Here is a 16,729-nt window from a genome sequence, read left to right on the forward strand (position 1 = left end):
GCAACGGCTCGTCGCATTTCAGCGCGTGGTCGCTGGCGTGGCGCGGACGCGGGGCCGCCAGCGCTCGCTGACCGCGATACCGTCGAACAGGTGATGCCCGAGTAGCACCATGACACTGCCCGCGCTCGCCCCCAGAAAGCCGATCGCGGCGAGCGCGAAGGCCAACGCACCCGCGGCGTGAGGGGAAAGCGCGAGGGCGGACAGCCGCCACACGGCGATGTACGTCATTGCGCAGAGGAGAAGTCCCACCGCGCGCAGACCAAGATCCGCGCGCCGCGAACGAGGCCACGCTGCCATGCCACTCTCCTTGTCGTGGCCCTCCAGCTATCGGCCGTGGCATAGCAATTCGAGAGCGATCCCGGCCTTTTGCGTAGCGGGGGCATAGGGTTGGGCAGTTTTCTCGCGTGCGTCGGCGGCCGCGGGTGACCCGGAAAGGGGTGTCTGCCCGCGCCATTTATGCGTAAACCCCCGGCATGAACCGACCCGAAATCCTGATCCCCGCCCCCATGCTGCCGAGCGTCGTCGACGCGCTGGGCGAGCGGTTCGTTGTGCACCGTCTATGGGAGCAGGAAGACCCCGACGCGTTCCTCGCGACGGTGGCGCCGCGCGTCCGCGGGCTTGCGGCGAGTTCGCTCGCGGGGCGGATCGACGCGTCGTGGTACGACCGGCTGCCCGCGCTCGAAATCGTCGCCAATTTCGGCGTGGGCTATGACGGGATCGACGCGGACGCCGCCGCGACGCGCGGGATCGTCGTGACCAATACACCCGGCGTGCTGGACGAGGAGGTCGCCGATCTGACCATCGGGCTGCTGCTGGCGACGCTGCGCGGGATTCCGCAGGCCGATCGCCATGTCCGCGACGGTGCCTGGGCGGAACAGTCGTTTCCGCTGTCGCCGAGCCTGCGCGGACGGCGGATCGGGATCCTGGGGCTCGGCGCGATCGGCAAGGCGGTGGCGCGGCGGCTCGCGGCGTTCGACGTGCCGATCGCCTATCACGGCCGGTCGCGGCAGGCCGATATCAGCTATGACTATCACGACACGCCGGTCGCGCTGGCCGCGGCGTGCGACGTGCTGATCGCGATCGTGCCCGGCGGTCAGGGGACGCAGCATCTGGTCGACGCCGCGGTGCTCGAGGCGCTGGGCGCGCAGGGCGTGTTCATCAACGTCGCGCGCGGCAGCGTCGTCGATCAGGACGCGCTGATCGCGGCGTTGCAGCAGGGCACGATCCTCGCCGCCGGGCTCGACGTCTATGAGGACGAGCCCAATGTCCCCGTCAGCCTGCGCGCGCTGCCGAACACGGTGCTGCTGCCGCATATCGGCTCGGCGTCGAAGCGGACGCGCGCGGCTATGGGCGGGCTGGTGGTCGACAATCTGCGCGAATGGTTCGAGACCGGCCGCGCGCTCACCCCCGTCGCGGAGACGCCCAACCCGGGCTGAGCCCGGTCACCGCCGCACGTCGGCGGGTGCCCCGGTGAAGTCGGCGAGATCGGTCAGCGTCGTCCGGCTGTGATCGCCCGCGGTGCCATGCTTGAGCGCGGCGAGCGCGAGGCCGCGTCGCGCCGCCGCCTCGCACCCGTCGTCGAGACAGGAGAGCACGCCCGCGGCGAACGCGTCGCCGGTGCCGATCCGGTCAACGATCTGCGTGACGAGGACAGTCTCGGTCTCGAACGAGTCGTCACGCCGATCGACGCGCGCGGACAGGGCGTGCGTATCGGCATCGATCACGCGGCGCGCGGTCGAGGCGATGCAGGCGAGCGTCGGAAACCGCGCGAACGCGGCCTCGCACGCGCGACGCCGCGCGTCCGGCGTGTCGCCCGCATGGTCCTCGCCGAGCAGCAGCGAGATGTCGCGGTGACTGCCGAACAGCAGGTCCGCACCGTCGATGTGATCGACCAGCACGCCTTGCGGATCGGCGCACCAGCGCGCCCACATGCTCGCGCGGAAATTGCCGTCGAACGAGACCCTGACCCCCGCCGCCCGCGCCGCCGCGATCGCATCGAGCGACAGCTGCGCAGCACCCGGACCAATTGCGGGAATGATCCCCGACAGATGCAGCCAGCCGACGCCGTCCAGCATCGCGGGCCAGTCATAGGCGCTCGACGGGGTCGCGGCGAAACTGCTGTCGAGGCGGTCGTAGACGATCTGCGCGCCGCGCGACCCGCTCGGCGGCGAGAGGAAATACAGGCCGAGCCGACCGTCCGCGCGCACCACCCGCGAGACGTCGACGCCCGCAGCGCGGACCGAGTCGAGCGCCGCATTGCCGATCAGCCCATGCGGCAGCGTCGTGACGACCGCGGCGGGAACGTCGATCCGCGCGAGCGCGACCGCGACGTTCGCCTCCGCGCCGCCGAAATGCGCGTCAAGCCGGGCGTCCTGGAACAAATGCCCCCGGTCGGGCGCGGCGAGCCGCAACAGCATCTCGCCGAAACACACTATCGTACCGGTCATGCGACGGGCTCTCCGATGGCGCCGCGCAGTGCGGCCTCTGGCCCCTGCGCCTGCCACGTTACCACCGCATCGCCCAGCGCCGCGTGGTCGAAATCGGCGGGGAATATGCCGAGCTCACCGACGAACCGCGCGACGACCTGCCGCGCGTCGCCCGCCGTGTCAGCCCAGATCGCGGCGTAGCGATCGCGCAGCGGATCGTCGGCCATGGCGGGCGCGGCGGCGGTATAGGCGATCCACGCGGCGAGGCTGAGCCGATGCTTCGGGCTGTCGAGCCCCTGCGCCTGCCGCTCGGCGACGGTCGCGATCCAGCGTTGCGGGAGCTTCTGCGATCCGTCCATCGCGATCTGATCGAGCCGGTGGTGAAGATCGGCATTGGCGAAGCGGTCGAGGATCGCGTCGATGTACGCCGCGGGATCGAGCCCCGCCGCCGCGGTCAGGCTTGGCACCGCCTCCTCCTGCATCTGAGCGATCACGAACGCGCGCAGCGCCGGGTCGGCGATCGCCTCATGGACAAAGGCGTGGCCCCGTTGCAGTCCGACATAGGCGAGCGTCGAATGGCTGGCGTTCAACAGCCGCAGCTTGGCGAGTTCGAACGGCGCGACGTCGTCGACGATCTGCGCCCCCGCCGCCTCCCAGCGCGGGCGCGGGCCGGCGAAGCGGTCCTCGATCACCCATTGCCGGAACGGTTCGGTGACAAGGGCGGCGGCGTCGTCGACCCCGATCGCGGTCGCGACCCCCGCGCGGTCGGCCTCGGTCGAGGCGGGCACGATCCGGTCGACCATCGTGTCGGGCGCGGTGACGTGCGCACGCACCCATTCGGCCAGATCCGCATCGCGGCGTTCGACGAACGCGAGCAACAGGCGCATCAACAGCGCGCCATTGCCCGACAGATTGTCGCACGACACCAACGTCAGTCCCCCTGCCCCCGCACCGCGTCGCCGATCGAGCGCCGCCGCCAGAAAGCCGAAGATCGTCCGCGGCACGCCGCCGCCCAGGTCGTGCGCGATCGCCGGATCGTCGACGAGCAGCGCGCCGGTCGCCGGATGCCGGTAATAGCCCTTTTCGGTGACGGTCAGCGTCACGACCTGGGTCGCGGGGTCGGCCAGCGCGGCGATCACCGCGTCGGGATCCTCCGTGGCGACCAGCAGCGTGTCGATCACGTCGATCAGCCGGGTCGCGCTGACGCCGTTCGACCGTTCGGTCACGGTATACAGCCCGTCCTGTGGTGCGAGCGTGTCGCGCACCTGCGGCGAGCGCAGCGACACGCCGGTGATCCGCCAGCCCGCGTCCGGCGTCGATGCATCCTGCGTATAGACCGCCTGATGCGCGCGGTGGAACGCGCCGATCCCGAGATGGACGATCCGCCCGACGGTGACGGCCGAGGACGCGGGCTGCGCCACGTCGGCGGCGAGCGCGGAGCGCGTGGCCCTGGACAGCCTCACAACCGGTACGCCTTGCGGACCAGATCGCTCGTCAGTTCGCGCGCGAGCTCTGCCGCCTCCCAATCCTCCAGCCGGTGCTCGGCGACCAGCCGCGCGAGATAGCCGCAGTCGATGCGGCGCGCGACGTCGTGCCGCGCCGGGATCGACAGGAAGGCGCGCGTATCGTCGTTGAAGCCGACGGTGTTGTAGAAGCCCGCAGTCTCGGTGGTCATCTCGCGGAACCGCCACATGCCCTCGGGACTGTCGTGGAACCACCAGGCGGGGCCGAGCTTCAGGCACGGATAATGCCCCGCCAACGGTGCCAGCTCGCGCGCATAGACCGTCTCGTCGAGCGTGAAGAGGATGATCGACAGCTCGGTCGAGGTCCCGAACCGGTCGAGCAGCGGCTTGAGGGCGTGGACATAGTCGGTGCGCCCGGGAATGTCCGCGCCCTTGTCGCGGCCATGGCTGGCGAACAGCCCGGCATTGTGATTGCGCACCGAGCCGGGATGGATCTGCATGACCATGCCGTCCTCGACGCTCATCGCCGCCATCTCGGTCAGCATCTGCGCGCGGAAGAGCTCGGCGTCGGCGGCGGTCCAGTCGTCACCGGTGATGCGCGCGAACAGCGCCTCGCATTCGGGGGTCGACAGGTTCGCGGTCGCCGCGGTCGGATGGCCGTGATCGGTCGCGGTGGCGCCCGCCGCGCGGAAATCTGCGCGGCGCTTGCGGTGCGCGGCGAGATAGCCCTGCCAGCCATAGACGTCCTCGCCGGTCAGCTCGCCGAAGCGGCGCAGCGCGCCGGCGAATTGCTCGTGCTCGACATCGATCACGCCGTCGGGGCGATAGGTGGTGACGACACGGCCGTTCCAGCCGCTCTCGCGGATCCGGTGATGCGCGTCGAGGCTGTCGTGCGCGCCTTCGGTGGTGGCGAGGAAATCGATCCGGAACCGGTCGAACAGCGCGCGCGGGCGGAACGCCGCGGTCGCGAGCTTTTCGCCGATCGTGTCGAAATACAGGTCCGCGGTCGCCGGCTCGAACGCGACGTCGAACTCGAACACCTCGGCAAAGACATGGTCGAGCCACATCCGCGACGGCGTGCCGCGGAACAGCGCATAATGGTCGGCGAGCAGCCGCCACGCCGCGCGCGGATCGGCGCTCCGCGTGCCATCGCGCCGCGCGATCGTCAGCGCGTCCAGATCGACGCCCTGGCTGTAGAGCATGCGGAACAGATAATGGTCGGGCGCGAGCAGCAGCGACGTCGCGTCGGTCCAGTTGGCATTGTCGGCGAACCAGGTCGGATCGGTATGGCCGTGCGGGCTGACGATCGGCAGGTCGGCGATCTCCGCATAGAGCGTGCGGGCGATCGCGCGGGTGGTCGGATCGGCGGGGAACAGCCGGTCGGGGTGAAGCTCTAAAGGACGGGTCATGCAAGGGCTCCTGCCGCAAAGGCGATACCGCGTTCAAGTCCGCGCAGTTCGGCGAGCCCGCGCATCCGGCCGAGCAGCGAATAGCCCGGATTGGTCGTGCGCGTCAGGTCGTCGAGCATCTGATGACCATGGTCGGGGCGCATCGGGATGCTGCGGCCTTCGCGGACCGACAGCCGGTGGACCGCCGCCATGACCGCGGCCATGCCGGCATCGCCCTCCAGATGATCGGCTTCGTGGAACGCGCCATCGGCCTCGCGCTGGACCGAGCGCAGATGGAGGAAGCCGATCCGCGAGCCGAGCCGGTCGACCATGCCGGGCAGGTCGTTGTCGGCGCGCACGCCGAACGACCCGGTACACAGGCACAGCCCGTTCGAGACATTGGGCACGCGCGTGAACAGGTCGGTCACGTCGGCCTCGGTGCTGACAACGCGCGGCAGGCCGAAGATCGGAAACGGCGGATCGTCGGGATGGACGACCAGCGCGATACCGAGCTCGTCGGCCAGCGGGCACACCGCCTCGAGAAACGCGACGTGATTGTCGCGCAGCCGCGCCGCGTCGATCGCGTCGTAGCGGCCGATCGCCTCGAGGAACGCGGCCGAGGTGAAGCCCTCCTCGCTGCCCGGCAGCCCCGCAAGGATCGTCCGTTCGAGATCCGCGCGCGCCGCCGTGTCCATGCCGGCAAAGCGCGCCGCCGCCGCGTCGCGCACCGCTGGCGCATAGCTCTGCTCGGCACCCGGCCGCTGCAGCATGAACAGGTCATAGGCGGCCACCACGATCGCCTCATACCGCAGCGCACGCGATCCGTCGGGCAGTTCCCAGGCGAGATCGGTGCGCGTCCAGTCGAGCAGAGGCATGAAATTATAGGTGACGACGCGAATGCCGCACGCCGCGAGATTGCGCAGGCTCTCGCGGTAGGCATGGATCAGCCGATCCCATTCGCCCGAGCGGGTCTTGATGCCCTCGTCGACCGGCAGGCTTTCGACCACCGTCCAGTCGAGCCCGGCGTCGCGCACCATCTGCTTGCGCGCGGCGATCGCCTCGCGCGTCCAGATCTCGCCGTTCGGGACCTCGTGCAGCGCGGTCACCACCTCGGTCGCGCCGGATTGCCGGATGCTGTCCAGCCGCACCGGATCGTTCGGCCCGAACCAGCGCATCGTCTGCGTCATCAACACACTCGTCATCCTCTTAAACCCTCAACCCCGTGCGCGGCGTAGCGCGCAGCAAACTCCACAAGACGACCGCCGCGAGCAGATCGAGCGCCGCCAACGCGGCGAACAGCGGGTCATATCCCCACGCATCCGCGCTCTGCCCGATCAGCAGCGTGAACAGCATCCCCCCTACCCAGGCCGACGTCCCCGCCATCCCGGTCGCGGTGCCGACCGTCCGGCTGTCGAACATGTCGGAACACAGCGTCACCAGCGCGCCGCTCAGCATCTGGTGCGCGAAGCCACCGATGCAGAACAGGATGATCGCGACACCGGGCGAGTCCGCAAGACCGATGCACGCCGGCCCGATCATGCACAGCGCGCCGATCGTCATCGTGATCTTGCGCGACGCGACCAGCGGCACGCCGCGCTTCATCAGCCAGCTCGGCAACACGCCCGCGGCCAGGCTGCCGAAATCGGCGGCGAGGAACGGCATCCACGCCCACAAGGCGATACTCTTCAGATCGAGCTTCCATACCGACACCAGATAGAGCGGGATGAAGAAGTTGAACGTCTGCCACGCCGGTTCGGCCAGGAATTTCGGGACCGCGATCCCCCAGAAGCTGCGGCTGCGCAACAGGTCGCCGCGCGTCGCGGGCTTGGCGGTGACGTCCTCGCCGCGGGTCTCGATGATCGCGGCGCGCTCGTCCTCGCTCAGCGCGGGATGGTCGGCGGGGCTGCGATAGCCCCAATACCACAGGAACGCCCAGACGAGGCTGAGCCCGCCGGTGACGATGAACGCCGCCTGCCAGTTCCAGGCGAGGATACAGAAGGCGACGAGCGGCGGCGCGATCATGTTGCCGACGCTGGTGCCCATCTGGAACACGCTGGTCGCCAGCGACCGCTCGCGCGGGGGGAACCATTCGGACACCGTCTTGGCGCCCGCGGGGATCGCCGCCGCCTCGCTCGCGCCGAGCAGCGCGCGGAACAGCGCGAGGCTCGGCCAGCCGGTCGCCAGCGCGTGCGCCATGTTGGCGAGCGCCCAGCCGACTGCGAACAGAAAGAAGCCGAGCCGCGTGCCGAGCAGGTCGAGCACGCTGCCGGCGACGGTCTGCATCACCGTGTAGCTGGCCTGGAACGCCAGCACGACCCAGCTGTAATCCTCGGTCGACATGCCGAATTCGGTCTTCAGCTGCGGTGCGGCGACCGACAGCGTCGAGCGCGCGAGATAGTTGAGGATCGTCCCCAGCGTCACCAGCGCGATCAGCCGCCAGCGCAGCGGCACGCTGCGCCAGCCGCGCCGCGGGGTGCCCGGCGCGCTCATCGCGTGATCTCGATGCCGGACACGATCGCGTCGCCCTTGATCGGCACGAATTTCAGGTCGAGCATGCCGTCGGTGACGCCCACGACGATCCGCCGCGTGACGCGCGTGAGCGGCGCGCCCGCGACCGCGGCGATATCCAACGCGGCGATCGCGCGCTTGCCGTTGGCGACGACGTCGAACTGCCGGGCGCCCGCCGCGAGCGCGGGTTCGACAAAGCTCAGCTCGACCGTGTAGCGCCCGTTGGCGAGCGGTACGCGGTAGCCGAACCGGCCTTCGCGGTAGGTTTCGGCGACCGCGCCTTCGGGCGTCCCCGCGACGACCTTCTTCTCGGGGCGCGGCCCATAGCCCGAATAGGCGTTGATATCGCCGAAACGGCCGCCGTCGAAGAACGCGTCCGAGCCATAACGCTTGCCCGCGATCTCGGGTGCGACCAGCGCGCCGCTGTCGATCCGGATCGAGCGCGCGGCCTCCGGCGCGACCCGCCATTCGATCGCGTCGTCGACCGCGCCGGTCGGGAAGACGCCGCGCGCGACGACGCGGTTCGCGCCCGCCGCCAGTGCGACGTTCGACCAGGCGCAGATCATCTGCGGACAGGCGCTCAGCGTGCCGACGACGCGGTCGTTGACGAGCAGATCGGTGCGCGGGGCGTTGCTGTAAACCCGGACGTCGGCGGCCGGATAGGCGCGGTCGACATAGCGCCGCCCGGCGACATGCACGGTCGGCGTCGCGGTCCAGTTCGCCTTGTAGAAATAATAGGCGTCCTTGCGGATCTTCCGGTCGTAGGTGACCAGCCCCTTGGTGTTGATGTCGATCGCATCGCCCTCGCGCCGGACGGTCGTCGCGAAGTCGAACGAATTCCACAGCCATGTCCCCCACAGATAGGGTTTGGCGGACAGCGTCGCCCAGGCGGTTTCGTGGATGTAGCTCTCATATTCCTCGGGCTGGTTGCGGCCGCGCTGGTCGACCTTGCCGCCGAGCGGGTTGTCGGTGTGGATCGTCGTCGCGCCGCCCGCGCCATATTCGGTCACCGACACGGGCTGGTTCGGGCGCAGCGCGCGGAGCGAGTCGAGATGCTTGCCGAGATCGCCGGGCTGTCCGTAATACCAGCCGAAATAGCGGTTGGCCCCGCCGAGATCGGCGGCCTCCGCGGTGATCGGAATGTCCGCGGAGCCGAGCAGCCGGCCTTCGCAACAGGTCGCCAGCGCGGTCGCGCGGGACGGATCCTCGCTTTTCGCCAACGCGTTCAGTTCGCGCAGCAGCGGCAGCGGATCGGGCGCGGGCGTATCCTTGCTGGTGGTGATGAACGCCGGCAGCGACTTGCCGAAATCGACCTCGTTCGCGATGCCCCAGTTGAACACCGACGCGTGGTTGCCGTTCTGCCGGATCAGCTCGCGCAGCTGCTGGCGCGCATCGTCGCGCAGCCCGGCAGTCGCGACCGCATCGTCCCCCCAGGTCCAGCGCGACACGAGCGGGATCTCGTCCCACAGCACCATGCCGTACCGATCGGCGAGGTCGTGGATCACCTGGCCGTGCTGGTAATGGGTGAGCCGGATGCTGTTCACGCCCATCTCGCGCATGATCGCGAAATCCTGCTCGATATCCGCAGGCGCGGTCGCCCAGCCCTTGCCCTCGCGATCCTGGTGATAGCCGACGCCCTGGAGCCGCAGCGGCTTGCCGTTGAGCAGGAAGCCGCGGGCCGGGTCGGCGCGCATCTCGCGGATGCCGAACGCCTGCTCGACCCGGTCGAGCACCGCGCCCGACGGCGTCGCGATCTCGACCACCAGACGGTGCAGATACGGATCGGCGACCCCGTTCCAAAGATGCGGCGTCGCGACCGACAGTGACTGGACGCTCTCGGACGCGGTGTCGGCGCGCAGGGGGATGCGGCGGGTTCCGGTCGCGACCGTCTTGCCGCCCGCGTCGATCAGCCTGACCACCGCGTTGACCGCCTGAGCCTTGGTGCCGTCGTTCCGGATCCGCACGCGGACGTCGACCTTGGCCATCGCCGCGTCGATCGACCTGGTCGTCGCGAAGATCCCGCTGCCACCGGCATCGAGCATGTCGACATGGACCGCGTTCGTGACGATCAGGCTGACCGGACGATACAGCCCGCCATGCACAAAGAAATCGCCCGCGAGCGGCAGGATGTCGGCGGTCGAGGATCCCTGCGCCGGTTGCGTATTGTCGACCTTGACCAGCAGCGTGTTCGCCTGCCCGGCGCGGAGCGCACGCGTGGCATCGAGCCGGAACCGCGAAAACCCGCCCTTGTGCCCGCCGATCCGCTGACCGTTGAGCCAGACCTCGGCAGTGCGGCTCGCCGCGTCGAATTGCAGCCAGGCCCGCTGTCCCGCGTCCATGGCGGGCGGCGTGAACGTCATGCGGTACCAGCCGACGCCCTGATATTTGTCGACCGATTCGGCACGGTTCAGATGGGTCTGGGGGTCGGGCATGTAATAGCCGACGCGGTTCCAGGTGTGCGGTACGCTGACCCGCTCCCAGGAGCCGGGGGCCTGTGCCGCCTGCGCCGGATCGACGTCGCCGCCGCGCTGGAACTCCCAGCCCTGAGCCAAGGGGACGACCGATCGCTCGCTCTGTGCGGCAGCGGGCGCGGCCATGACGGCGATGACGGCCGCCGCGACATATCTGGTCTGCATAACCCTCTCCCTGATCTTTTTTTGGCAGCTTAATTCCTGACAATTGGCCTGACCAGTTAATTTTTGAGTTTGGCCTGGATTTTGGACGGTTTTTGGACGAGCGAGTCACGTGGTGCCACGTCTCTGACGCCCCCCGGCCCTCTGCGTGTCAGGACAATAAGGCTGTCGCGGCTTGGCATGTGATCGGGTTTGCCGCCGTCCGGTAAGGCAGGTCGCGCGCCCAGCATCAGCCCGCGCGCGGACCTGTTTTTTGATTCAAATCAAGAACAGAGATCAACGTTAAGAGAACGATAACGGAATCGAGGTATATTTTAGTTGTATTCGAAGGACTAAGCCACAGCGGCCGTTCGTTTTATACAACGATCGACCTTCTCCTCATCAAGACCTTCGCCACCGACATTGCCGCATTCAGCGGCTCTTCCGACGCCTTGCTACTACGACTCCCGCTGCTGCGGATGGGAGGTTCGTAGCGTCCATCCGCGGTGACTTTCGAGGTATATCCAATGACGTCGATCCTTCGGGCAGCCGCGTGTGCGGCGGTGAGTATGGCTGCGCTCGTGGCAGGCGGCGGGGCCGCGCAGGCACAGGTGCCGGTCGGCGCCGGTGGCCAGCTGCAGCAGATCCCGCCCGTGCCGCTGAGCGATACGCCCGATCCCGAGCTCGGCCTGACGCGCAAGACGCCGGTCGCGATCCCGGCCGCGGGCGGACCCTCGGCGCGCGTGGATGCGATCCGCGTCACCGGCGCGACGCTGTTCCCCGAAGCGACGCTGGTCGCCGCGACGGGGTTCGCGCCCGGTGCGACGCTCGATCTCGCGGGTCTGAAGACGCTCGCGGCGCGGATCACCGACTATTATACCAGCCGCGGCTATTTCGTCGCGCAGGCCTATCTGCCCGCGCAGGACGTGCAGAGCGGGACGGTGACGATCGCGGTCGTCGAGGGTCGCCTCGGCGCGGTCGGGCTGCGCAACGAATCCCGCCTGGCCGACAGCGTCGCGAACGGCATGCTCGACGGGCTCGAGGTCGGTGATGCGGTCGCGGTCGCGCCGATCGAACGCCGGCTGCTGATGCTGTCCGACCTGCCCGGCGTGCGCGTGCGTTCGACGCTGAGCCCCGGCACCGCGGTCGGCACGTCGGACCTGCTGGTCGACATCACCCCGGGCCGCAGCATCAGGGGCAGCGTCGAGGCCGACAATGCGGGCAATCGCTATACCGGCGCTTACCGCGTCGGCGGGTCGGTCAACTGGAACAACCCGACCGGCTCGGGCGACGTGCTCGGCTTTCGCGCGCTGACGTCCTTCTCGGGGCTTGCTTATGGCCGCGCCTCCTATCAGGCGCCGATCGGCAAGGTGACGCTTGGCGTCGCCTATGCGCATCTCGACTATGAACTCGGCAAGGAATTCGACAGCCTCGACGGCAGCGGCAATGCCGAGATCGCCAGCGTCTATGCCAGCTACCCTCTGATCCGGTCGCGCGACAGCAACCTGTACGTGACGGTGGCGGGCGATGCGAAATGGTTCGACGACCGGTTCGGGATCGTCGACACGGTCACCTATCGCCGCGCGCAGGTCGTCACCGGCGGCCTCAGCGGTGACTCGCACGACACGCTGCTTGGCGGCGGCTGGAACGCCTATTCGCTGAGCGTCTCGGTCGGCACGCTCGACATTCGCGGTGCCTATGAGCGGTCGGTCGACGCACTGACCGCGCGCACCGATGGGCGCTACGGCAAGATGCAGTTCAGCCTGGCGCGGCTGCAGACGATCAGCGGGCCGGTCTCAGTGTTCGGCTCGGTCCGCGGGCAGGTCGCGTTCAACAATCTCGACATCTCCGAGAAGATGGAACTGGGCGGCGCCTACGCGGTGCGCGCCTATCCCGAGGGCGAGGCCTATGGCGACCAGGGCTATGTCGCGACCGCCGAGGCGCGGCTCGCGCTGCCGCGGGTCATCCCGGGCGCGCTGCAGCTGTTCGCCTTCGTCGATGTCGGCGAGGTCGATTATGTGAAGCGGCGCTATTTCGACGGATCGAACCATGCGGTCCGCAGCGCCTATGGCGCGGGCGCGACCTGGACTGCGCCGTACGACATCGTGCTGCGCGCCACCTATGCGCGCAAGCTGGGCAGCGCCGATGCGACCGCCGCCCCCGACCGGTCCGGCCGCGCCTGGTTCCAGATCGCCAAGAGCTTCTGACGCCCGCGCGCGCCCCAGCGACCAGCACCGACATTTCGCGGCCATCCGCCGCAACCCGAGGATACCGCCCATGACCCCGATCCCCGCATCGATCCGCCATCGCCCTACTGCCCCCTCCACCGCCCCGACGCGTCAGCGCCGCGGCGGGCTGTTCGGCACGACCGGACTCGCGCGGTTCGCGTGGCTGATCGGCATCAGCCTTGCCGGCACGGTCGCCGCGCGCCCCGCCACGGCGCAGACGCTGCCGACCGGGGGCGAGGTGGCCGCGGGCCAGGCGAGCATCGCGACGCGCGGGCCGGCGATGACGGTCACCCAGACCAGCGATCGCGCGGTGCTGAACTGGCAGTCCTTCTCGATCGGCAAGGACGCGAGCGTGACCTTCGACCAGCCGGGCACGAGCTCGGTCGCGCTCAACCGCGTGGTCGGGTCGGATCCATCGTCGATCCTCGGCAGCCTCTCGTCCAACGGCAAGGTCTTCCTGGTCAACGGCAACGGCATCGTGTTCGGCAAGACCGCCAGCGTGAACGTCGGCGGGCTGGTCGCATCGACGCTGAACATCAGCGATGCGGATTTCATGGCCGGCCAGTCGCGCTTTGCCGGGACCAGCACCGCGGGCGTCCAGAATGACGGCACGATCACTGCCAAGGGCGGCTATGTCGCGCTGCTCGGCGCCCAGGTCGGCAACAGCGGCGTGATCCGCGCCAATTTCGGCACGGTCGTGCTGGCGGCAGGCGAGGCGATCATGCTCGACGTCGCGGGCGACGGGCTGCTCAACGTCGCGGTCGACAAGGGCGCGGTGGGCGCGCTGGTCCGCAATGGCGGGCTGATCCGCGCGGATGGCGGCAAGGTCGTGATGACCGCGCAGGGCGCAGGCGACCTGCTCCACACCGCGGTCAACAACAGCGGCATCATCGAGGCGCGGACGCTGCAGAACCGCAGCGGCACCATCCTGCTGCTCGGCGACATGCAGACCGGCACCACCAATCTCAGCGGCACGCTCGATGCGAGCGCACCGGTCGGCGGCAATGGCGGCTTCATCGAAACGTCGGCGGCGACCGTCAACATCGCCGATGGGGCCAAGGTCTCGACGCTGGCGCGGACCGGCACGACCGGCACCTGGCTGATCGATCCGCAGGATTATGTGATCGGCGCAGGCGGCAACATCTCCGGCTCGACGCTGTCGGCGCAGCTCGTGACGACCAGCATCACGATCAGCACGCTGCCCGCGGCGGGCGACACGACGACGGGCAATGGCGACATCTTCGTCAACGACGCGGTCGCGTGGACCGCGTCGGGCGTGCCGACGACGCTGACGTTGAACGCGTTTCGCGACGTGGTCATCAACGCGCCGATCAGCGCGACCAACGGCAACATCGTCGCCTGCTGCGGCCGCGACGTGAACGTCAACGCCGACCTGACGACGGTCAATGGCAGCATCCTGCTCAACGCCGGGCGCAACGTGAACGTCTATCATGCGATCACGACGACCGACGGCAACATCGCGCTGTGCGCGGGGCATGACGTGATGATCGACGCCGCCGTCACGCTGACGCGCGGCACGACGATCCCGGCGCAGAGCCTGGGCCTGCCGGTCGGGCTGACGCTGATCGCAGGCGCGGACGGCACCGGGCCGGGCGTCAATGGCGGCACGATCGTGTTTTCCGCGCTGTCGCCGCCGACGACGGTGACCGCGGCGCCGGTGTCGATCAACTACAATCCTATTTCGTATACCACGCCGACCGACTTCTCGAGCGAGTTCGTGCTGACCGAGGGTGCGGCGATCGCGCAGCGGATGCTGGTCTTCCCGTCCGCGCAGAAGGTCGCGGACGGCACCAATGCGGCGGTGCTGAGCGGCTTCAACGCCTCGGACACGTCGGGTCTGCCGAGCGGCGTCGCCCTGGTCGCGGGGACGGACGCAACGGCGACGTTCGACAGCGCGGACGCCGGGGCGGGCATCGGCGTGAGCTATAGCGGCTATACGCTGACCGGCGCGAATGCGGACCAATATGCGCTGGCGGGATCCTGCTGCACCGCGGGCTTCCGGACCACCGGGACGATCACCGCAGCACCGGCGCCCGCGCCGGCGCCTGCACCGGCCCCAGCCCCTGCCCCGGCACCGTCGCCGGCCCCGTCGCCTTCGCCGGCCCCGTCGCCTGTGCCTTCACCGTCGCCAGCACCGGCCCCGTCGCCGGCCCCAGCGCCCGCACCGTCGCCATCGCCTGCGCCTGCGCCGGCGCCGTCGCCTGCCCCCTCGCCAGCGCCTTCGCCAGCCCCGTCGCCAGCACCCGCACCCGCGCCGTCGCCAGCACCCTCGCCTTCGCCAACGCCGATATTGACGCCGACGCCGACACCGACGCCGACGCCGGTGATCGTCACCGTCCTGCCGACCGCGACGCGGCCGTTCCTCGAGGTGCCACCGGCCCAGGTCCGGCGGCCGAACGTGCCGGTCGGGACGGTGGTCGATGGCGGCGTGAGCGTGCCGCCGGAGGGTCCGGGACCGTTCCCGATCCCCCCGGCCCCCGTGACGCCGGTCCCCGTGACGCCGCCGACGCAATCGTCGCTGGGGGAGCTGACGCAACCCGTGCCACGCACCCCCGTCGTCCCGGTCTATCCGCGCAAGCAGGCGCGCCACTGATATGGCAGGCTTCGGGTCGCGAGCAGCGCGGCACGGCGTGCTGGTCGCGGTCGCCCTGGCGGCTGGGGTCGCGTCCGCCGCCGGCGCGCGGCCGGTCGCGGCCAGCACACCGGCGACGGCGCGCTTCGGGACTGCCGCGGTCTCCAGCGATGCCCGCGACACGGTCGACTGGGTCATGCGGTCGCGCGACAACCAGGCGTTGCCGTTCGTCGTGATCGACAAGGTGAACGCGGTGGTCTTCGCGTTCGATGGCGCGGGGGTGCTGCGCGATACGGCACCCGCGCTGCTCGGGCTCGCCCGCGGCGACGACAGCGTGCCGGGGATCGGCCAGCGCAAGCTCGCGACCATCACGCCGGCCGAGCGGACCACGCCCGCCGGACGGTTCCAGGCGTCGATCGGCGCCGATTTCGAGCAGGATATCCTGTGGATCGACTATGCCGCTGCGCTGTCGCTCCACCGCGTCATCGCCGGCCGCCGGGTCGACGACCGCGCCGGACGATTGGCCTCGGCGACGCCGCAGGACAACCGGATCTCCTATGGCTGCGTCAACGTGCCCGCGCGATTCTATGACGGGGTGATCAAGCCGCTGTTCACGGGCACGGTCGGGATCGTCTATATCCTCCCCGAGACCCGGCCCTTACGCAGCGTGTTTGCAATGACGGCCTCAGCGCCGGACACCGTGCCTCACTGACCCCAGGGGCGCTCGCGATACCATTTGGTCAGCACGTACTTGACCCCCTGCTCGACCGGCATGCCCTGATGCACCGACCCCGGATTGGGCGCGCCATAGTCGTCCATATTGTTCCAGATCACCAGATTGCCCGCCTTGGGGGCGATGATCACGTCCGCCGCCGGGAAATTGGTCCGCCCCCCCGCCTCCGGTTCGTTAAGGAAGGTCATCGCCGACCAGGTCCGCTGTCCGCCGACCGCGACCTGATCCTGCCAGTAGAGCTGGCCGGTATCGAAGAAGTCGTGATGCGGCTTGAACTCCTGCCCGACCGCATAACGCTGGCCCTGCAGCGCCTCGCCGAAGCGCGGTTCCAGCCCGGTCAGCGCGTCAAGCCGCGTCTCGACCGCGGTGACCGCGTCGGGCCCCGCATAGAGGTAACAGGTCTCGCTGGTCCGGTAGGCGGGACGCGGATCGTCGGCGACGACCGGCGACGGCACGCGATCGGCATCGATCAGTGCGATCAGCGTCGCGCACACGTCGAGCGGCAGGAAATCGCGGACGATGTACAGTTCGATCCCGGGTGCCGGGATCCGGACGGCGCCGGGATAGCACAGGATCTGCTCGCGGACCTGTGCCGCGGACTCCGCGCGCGCGAGCGCTTCGACCGGGCCGTCGCGTCGGTCGGTGGCGGAAGAGGGCGATGCGGCGGACGGAACGGCGACCATGGGCACTCCAGACTGTCGGGCGCGTCGGTGGCGGACCGGCGGTCCGGCCCCGTGGCCAGACCATCACATAGATCAAGCCGTACAGGCGCAAAAGC

Annotated in this window: 12 protein-coding genes; 4 read left to right on the forward strand and 8 right to left on the reverse strand. The window is 69.4% G+C overall.

What is annotated here, in order from left to right; all coding sequences use genetic code 11:
* Positions 1-18: 18 nt before the first annotated feature.
* A complete protein-coding gene (locus NEF64_RS12950) occupies positions 19-297 on the reverse strand; it encodes a hypothetical protein (protein WP_252573832.1) in 279 nt (92 codons plus the stop codon).
* 176 nt (positions 298-473) lie between these two features.
* Here NEF64_RS12950 and NEF64_RS12955 point away from each other — a divergent pair, with 176 nt between their 5' ends.
* The gene (locus NEF64_RS12955; protein WP_056405596.1) at positions 474-1,436 is read left to right on the forward strand and encodes a 2-hydroxyacid dehydrogenase; all 963 of its coding nucleotides are present in this window, start codon (positions 474-476) and stop codon (positions 1,434-1,436) included.
* Between the two features lie 6 nt (positions 1,437-1,442).
* On the opposite strand, the gene NEF64_RS12960 is transcribed toward NEF64_RS12955, so the two are convergent.
* The 6 genes from NEF64_RS12960 to NEF64_RS12985 are packed head-to-tail and all read right to left on the reverse strand — an operon-like array spanning position 1,443 to position 10,421.
* Complete coding sequence (locus NEF64_RS12960; RefSeq protein ID WP_056405595.1) at positions 1,443-2,447, reverse strand: sugar kinase; 1,005 nt, start codon at positions 2,445-2,447, stop codon at positions 1,443-1,445.
* Positions 2,444-3,889, reverse strand: coding sequence for a mannitol dehydrogenase family protein (locus tag NEF64_RS12965; protein ID WP_252573839.1), 1,446 nt, complete (start codon positions 3,887-3,889; stop codon positions 2,444-2,446). Before NEF64_RS12965 ends, NEF64_RS12960 begins: the two co-directional genes overlap by 4 nt.
* A complete protein-coding gene (gene uxaC / locus NEF64_RS12970; RefSeq protein WP_056405593.1) occupies positions 3,886-5,298 on the reverse strand; it encodes a glucuronate isomerase in 1,413 nt (470 codons plus the stop codon). Before uxaC ends, NEF64_RS12965 begins: the two co-directional genes overlap by 4 nt.
* Positions 5,295-6,479 (reverse strand): mannonate dehydratase, encoded by a 1,185-nt coding sequence (uxuA, locus tag NEF64_RS12975; protein ID WP_056405592.1) that lies wholly within the window; start codon positions 6,477-6,479, stop codon positions 5,295-5,297. Before uxuA ends, uxaC begins: the two co-directional genes overlap by 4 nt.
* Positions 6,480-6,483: 4 nt before the next feature.
* Positions 6,484-7,767 carry an MFS transporter gene (locus NEF64_RS12980; protein ID WP_056405591.1) on the reverse strand — a complete coding sequence of 428 codons (1,284 nt, stop codon included), beginning with the start codon at positions 7,765-7,767 and terminating at the stop codon, positions 6,484-6,486.
* Entirely contained in the window at positions 7,764-10,421 is a 2,658-nt protein-coding gene (locus NEF64_RS12985; protein WP_056405590.1) for a glycoside hydrolase family 2, read from the reverse strand. The genes NEF64_RS12980 and NEF64_RS12985 overlap by 4 nt, the downstream gene beginning before the upstream one ends.
* A 545-nt stretch (positions 10,422-10,966) precedes the next feature.
* Between NEF64_RS12985 and NEF64_RS12990 the strand changes: the two genes are divergently transcribed.
* From NEF64_RS12990 to NEF64_RS13000, 3 genes are all read left to right on the forward strand, one after another.
* Positions 10,967-12,604: a ShlB/FhaC/HecB family hemolysin secretion/activation protein gene (locus tag NEF64_RS12990; RefSeq protein WP_056405589.1), complete on the forward strand. Its 1,638-nt coding sequence runs from the start codon at positions 10,967-10,969 to the stop codon at positions 12,602-12,604.
* Between the two features lie 70 nt (positions 12,605-12,674).
* Positions 12,675-15,239: a two-partner secretion domain-containing protein gene (locus tag NEF64_RS12995; protein WP_252573841.1), complete on the forward strand. Its 2,565-nt coding sequence runs from the start codon at positions 12,675-12,677 to the stop codon at positions 15,237-15,239.
* A 1-nt stretch (position 15,240) separates the two neighbouring features.
* Entirely contained in the window at positions 15,241-15,930 is a 690-nt protein-coding gene (locus NEF64_RS13000; protein WP_252573843.1) for a L,D-transpeptidase, read from the forward strand.
* Here the strand turns inward: NEF64_RS13000 and NEF64_RS13005 are convergent.
* The gene (locus NEF64_RS13005; RefSeq protein WP_043156602.1) at positions 15,924-16,634 is read right to left on the reverse strand and encodes a prolyl hydroxylase family protein; all 711 of its coding nucleotides are present in this window, start codon (positions 16,632-16,634) and stop codon (positions 15,924-15,926) included. The genes NEF64_RS13000 and NEF64_RS13005 overlap by 7 nt on opposite strands.
* Positions 16,635-16,729 lie beyond the last annotated feature (95 nt).

The sequence above is a fragment of the Sphingomonas aerolata genome, assembly GCF_023935825.1.
Lineage (GTDB): Bacteria > Pseudomonadota > Alphaproteobacteria > Sphingomonadales > Sphingomonadaceae > Sphingomonas > Sphingomonas aerolata.

Coding starts and splice junctions, on each gene's coding strand:
- NEF64_RS12960 (WP_056405595.1), bottom strand. CDS start 2,447: ATGACCGGTACGATAGTGTGTTTCGGCGAGATGCTGTTGCGGCTCGCC.
- NEF64_RS13000 (WP_252573843.1), top strand. CDS start 15,241: ATGGCAGGCTTCGGGTCGCGAGCAGCGCGGCACGGCGTGCTGGTCGCG.
- uxaC (WP_056405593.1), bottom strand. CDS start 5,298: ATGACCCGTCCTTTAGAGCTTCACCCCGACCGGCTGTTCCCCGCCGAT.
- NEF64_RS12995 (WP_252573841.1), top strand. CDS start 12,675: ATGACCCCGATCCCCGCATCGATCCGCCATCGCCCTACTGCCCCCTCC.
- NEF64_RS12985 (WP_056405590.1), bottom strand. CDS start 10,421: ATGCAGACCAGATATGTCGCGGCGGCCGTCATCGCCGTCATGGCCGCG.
- NEF64_RS13005 (WP_043156602.1), bottom strand. CDS start 16,634: ATGGTCGCCGTTCCGTCCGCCGCATCGCCCTCTTCCGCCACCGACCGA.
- NEF64_RS12980 (WP_056405591.1), bottom strand. CDS start 7,767: ATGAGCGCGCCGGGCACCCCGCGGCGCGGCTGGCGCAGCGTGCCGCTG.
- NEF64_RS12950 (WP_252573832.1), bottom strand. CDS start 297: ATGGCAGCGTGGCCTCGTTCGCGGCGCGCGGATCTTGGTCTGCGCGCG.
- uxuA (WP_056405592.1), bottom strand. CDS start 6,479: ATGACGAGTGTGTTGATGACGCAGACGATGCGCTGGTTCGGGCCGAAC.
- NEF64_RS12990 (WP_056405589.1), top strand. CDS start 10,967: ATGGCTGCGCTCGTGGCAGGCGGCGGGGCCGCGCAGGCACAGGTGCCG.
- NEF64_RS12955 (WP_056405596.1), top strand. CDS start 474: ATGAACCGACCCGAAATCCTGATCCCCGCCCCCATGCTGCCGAGCGTC.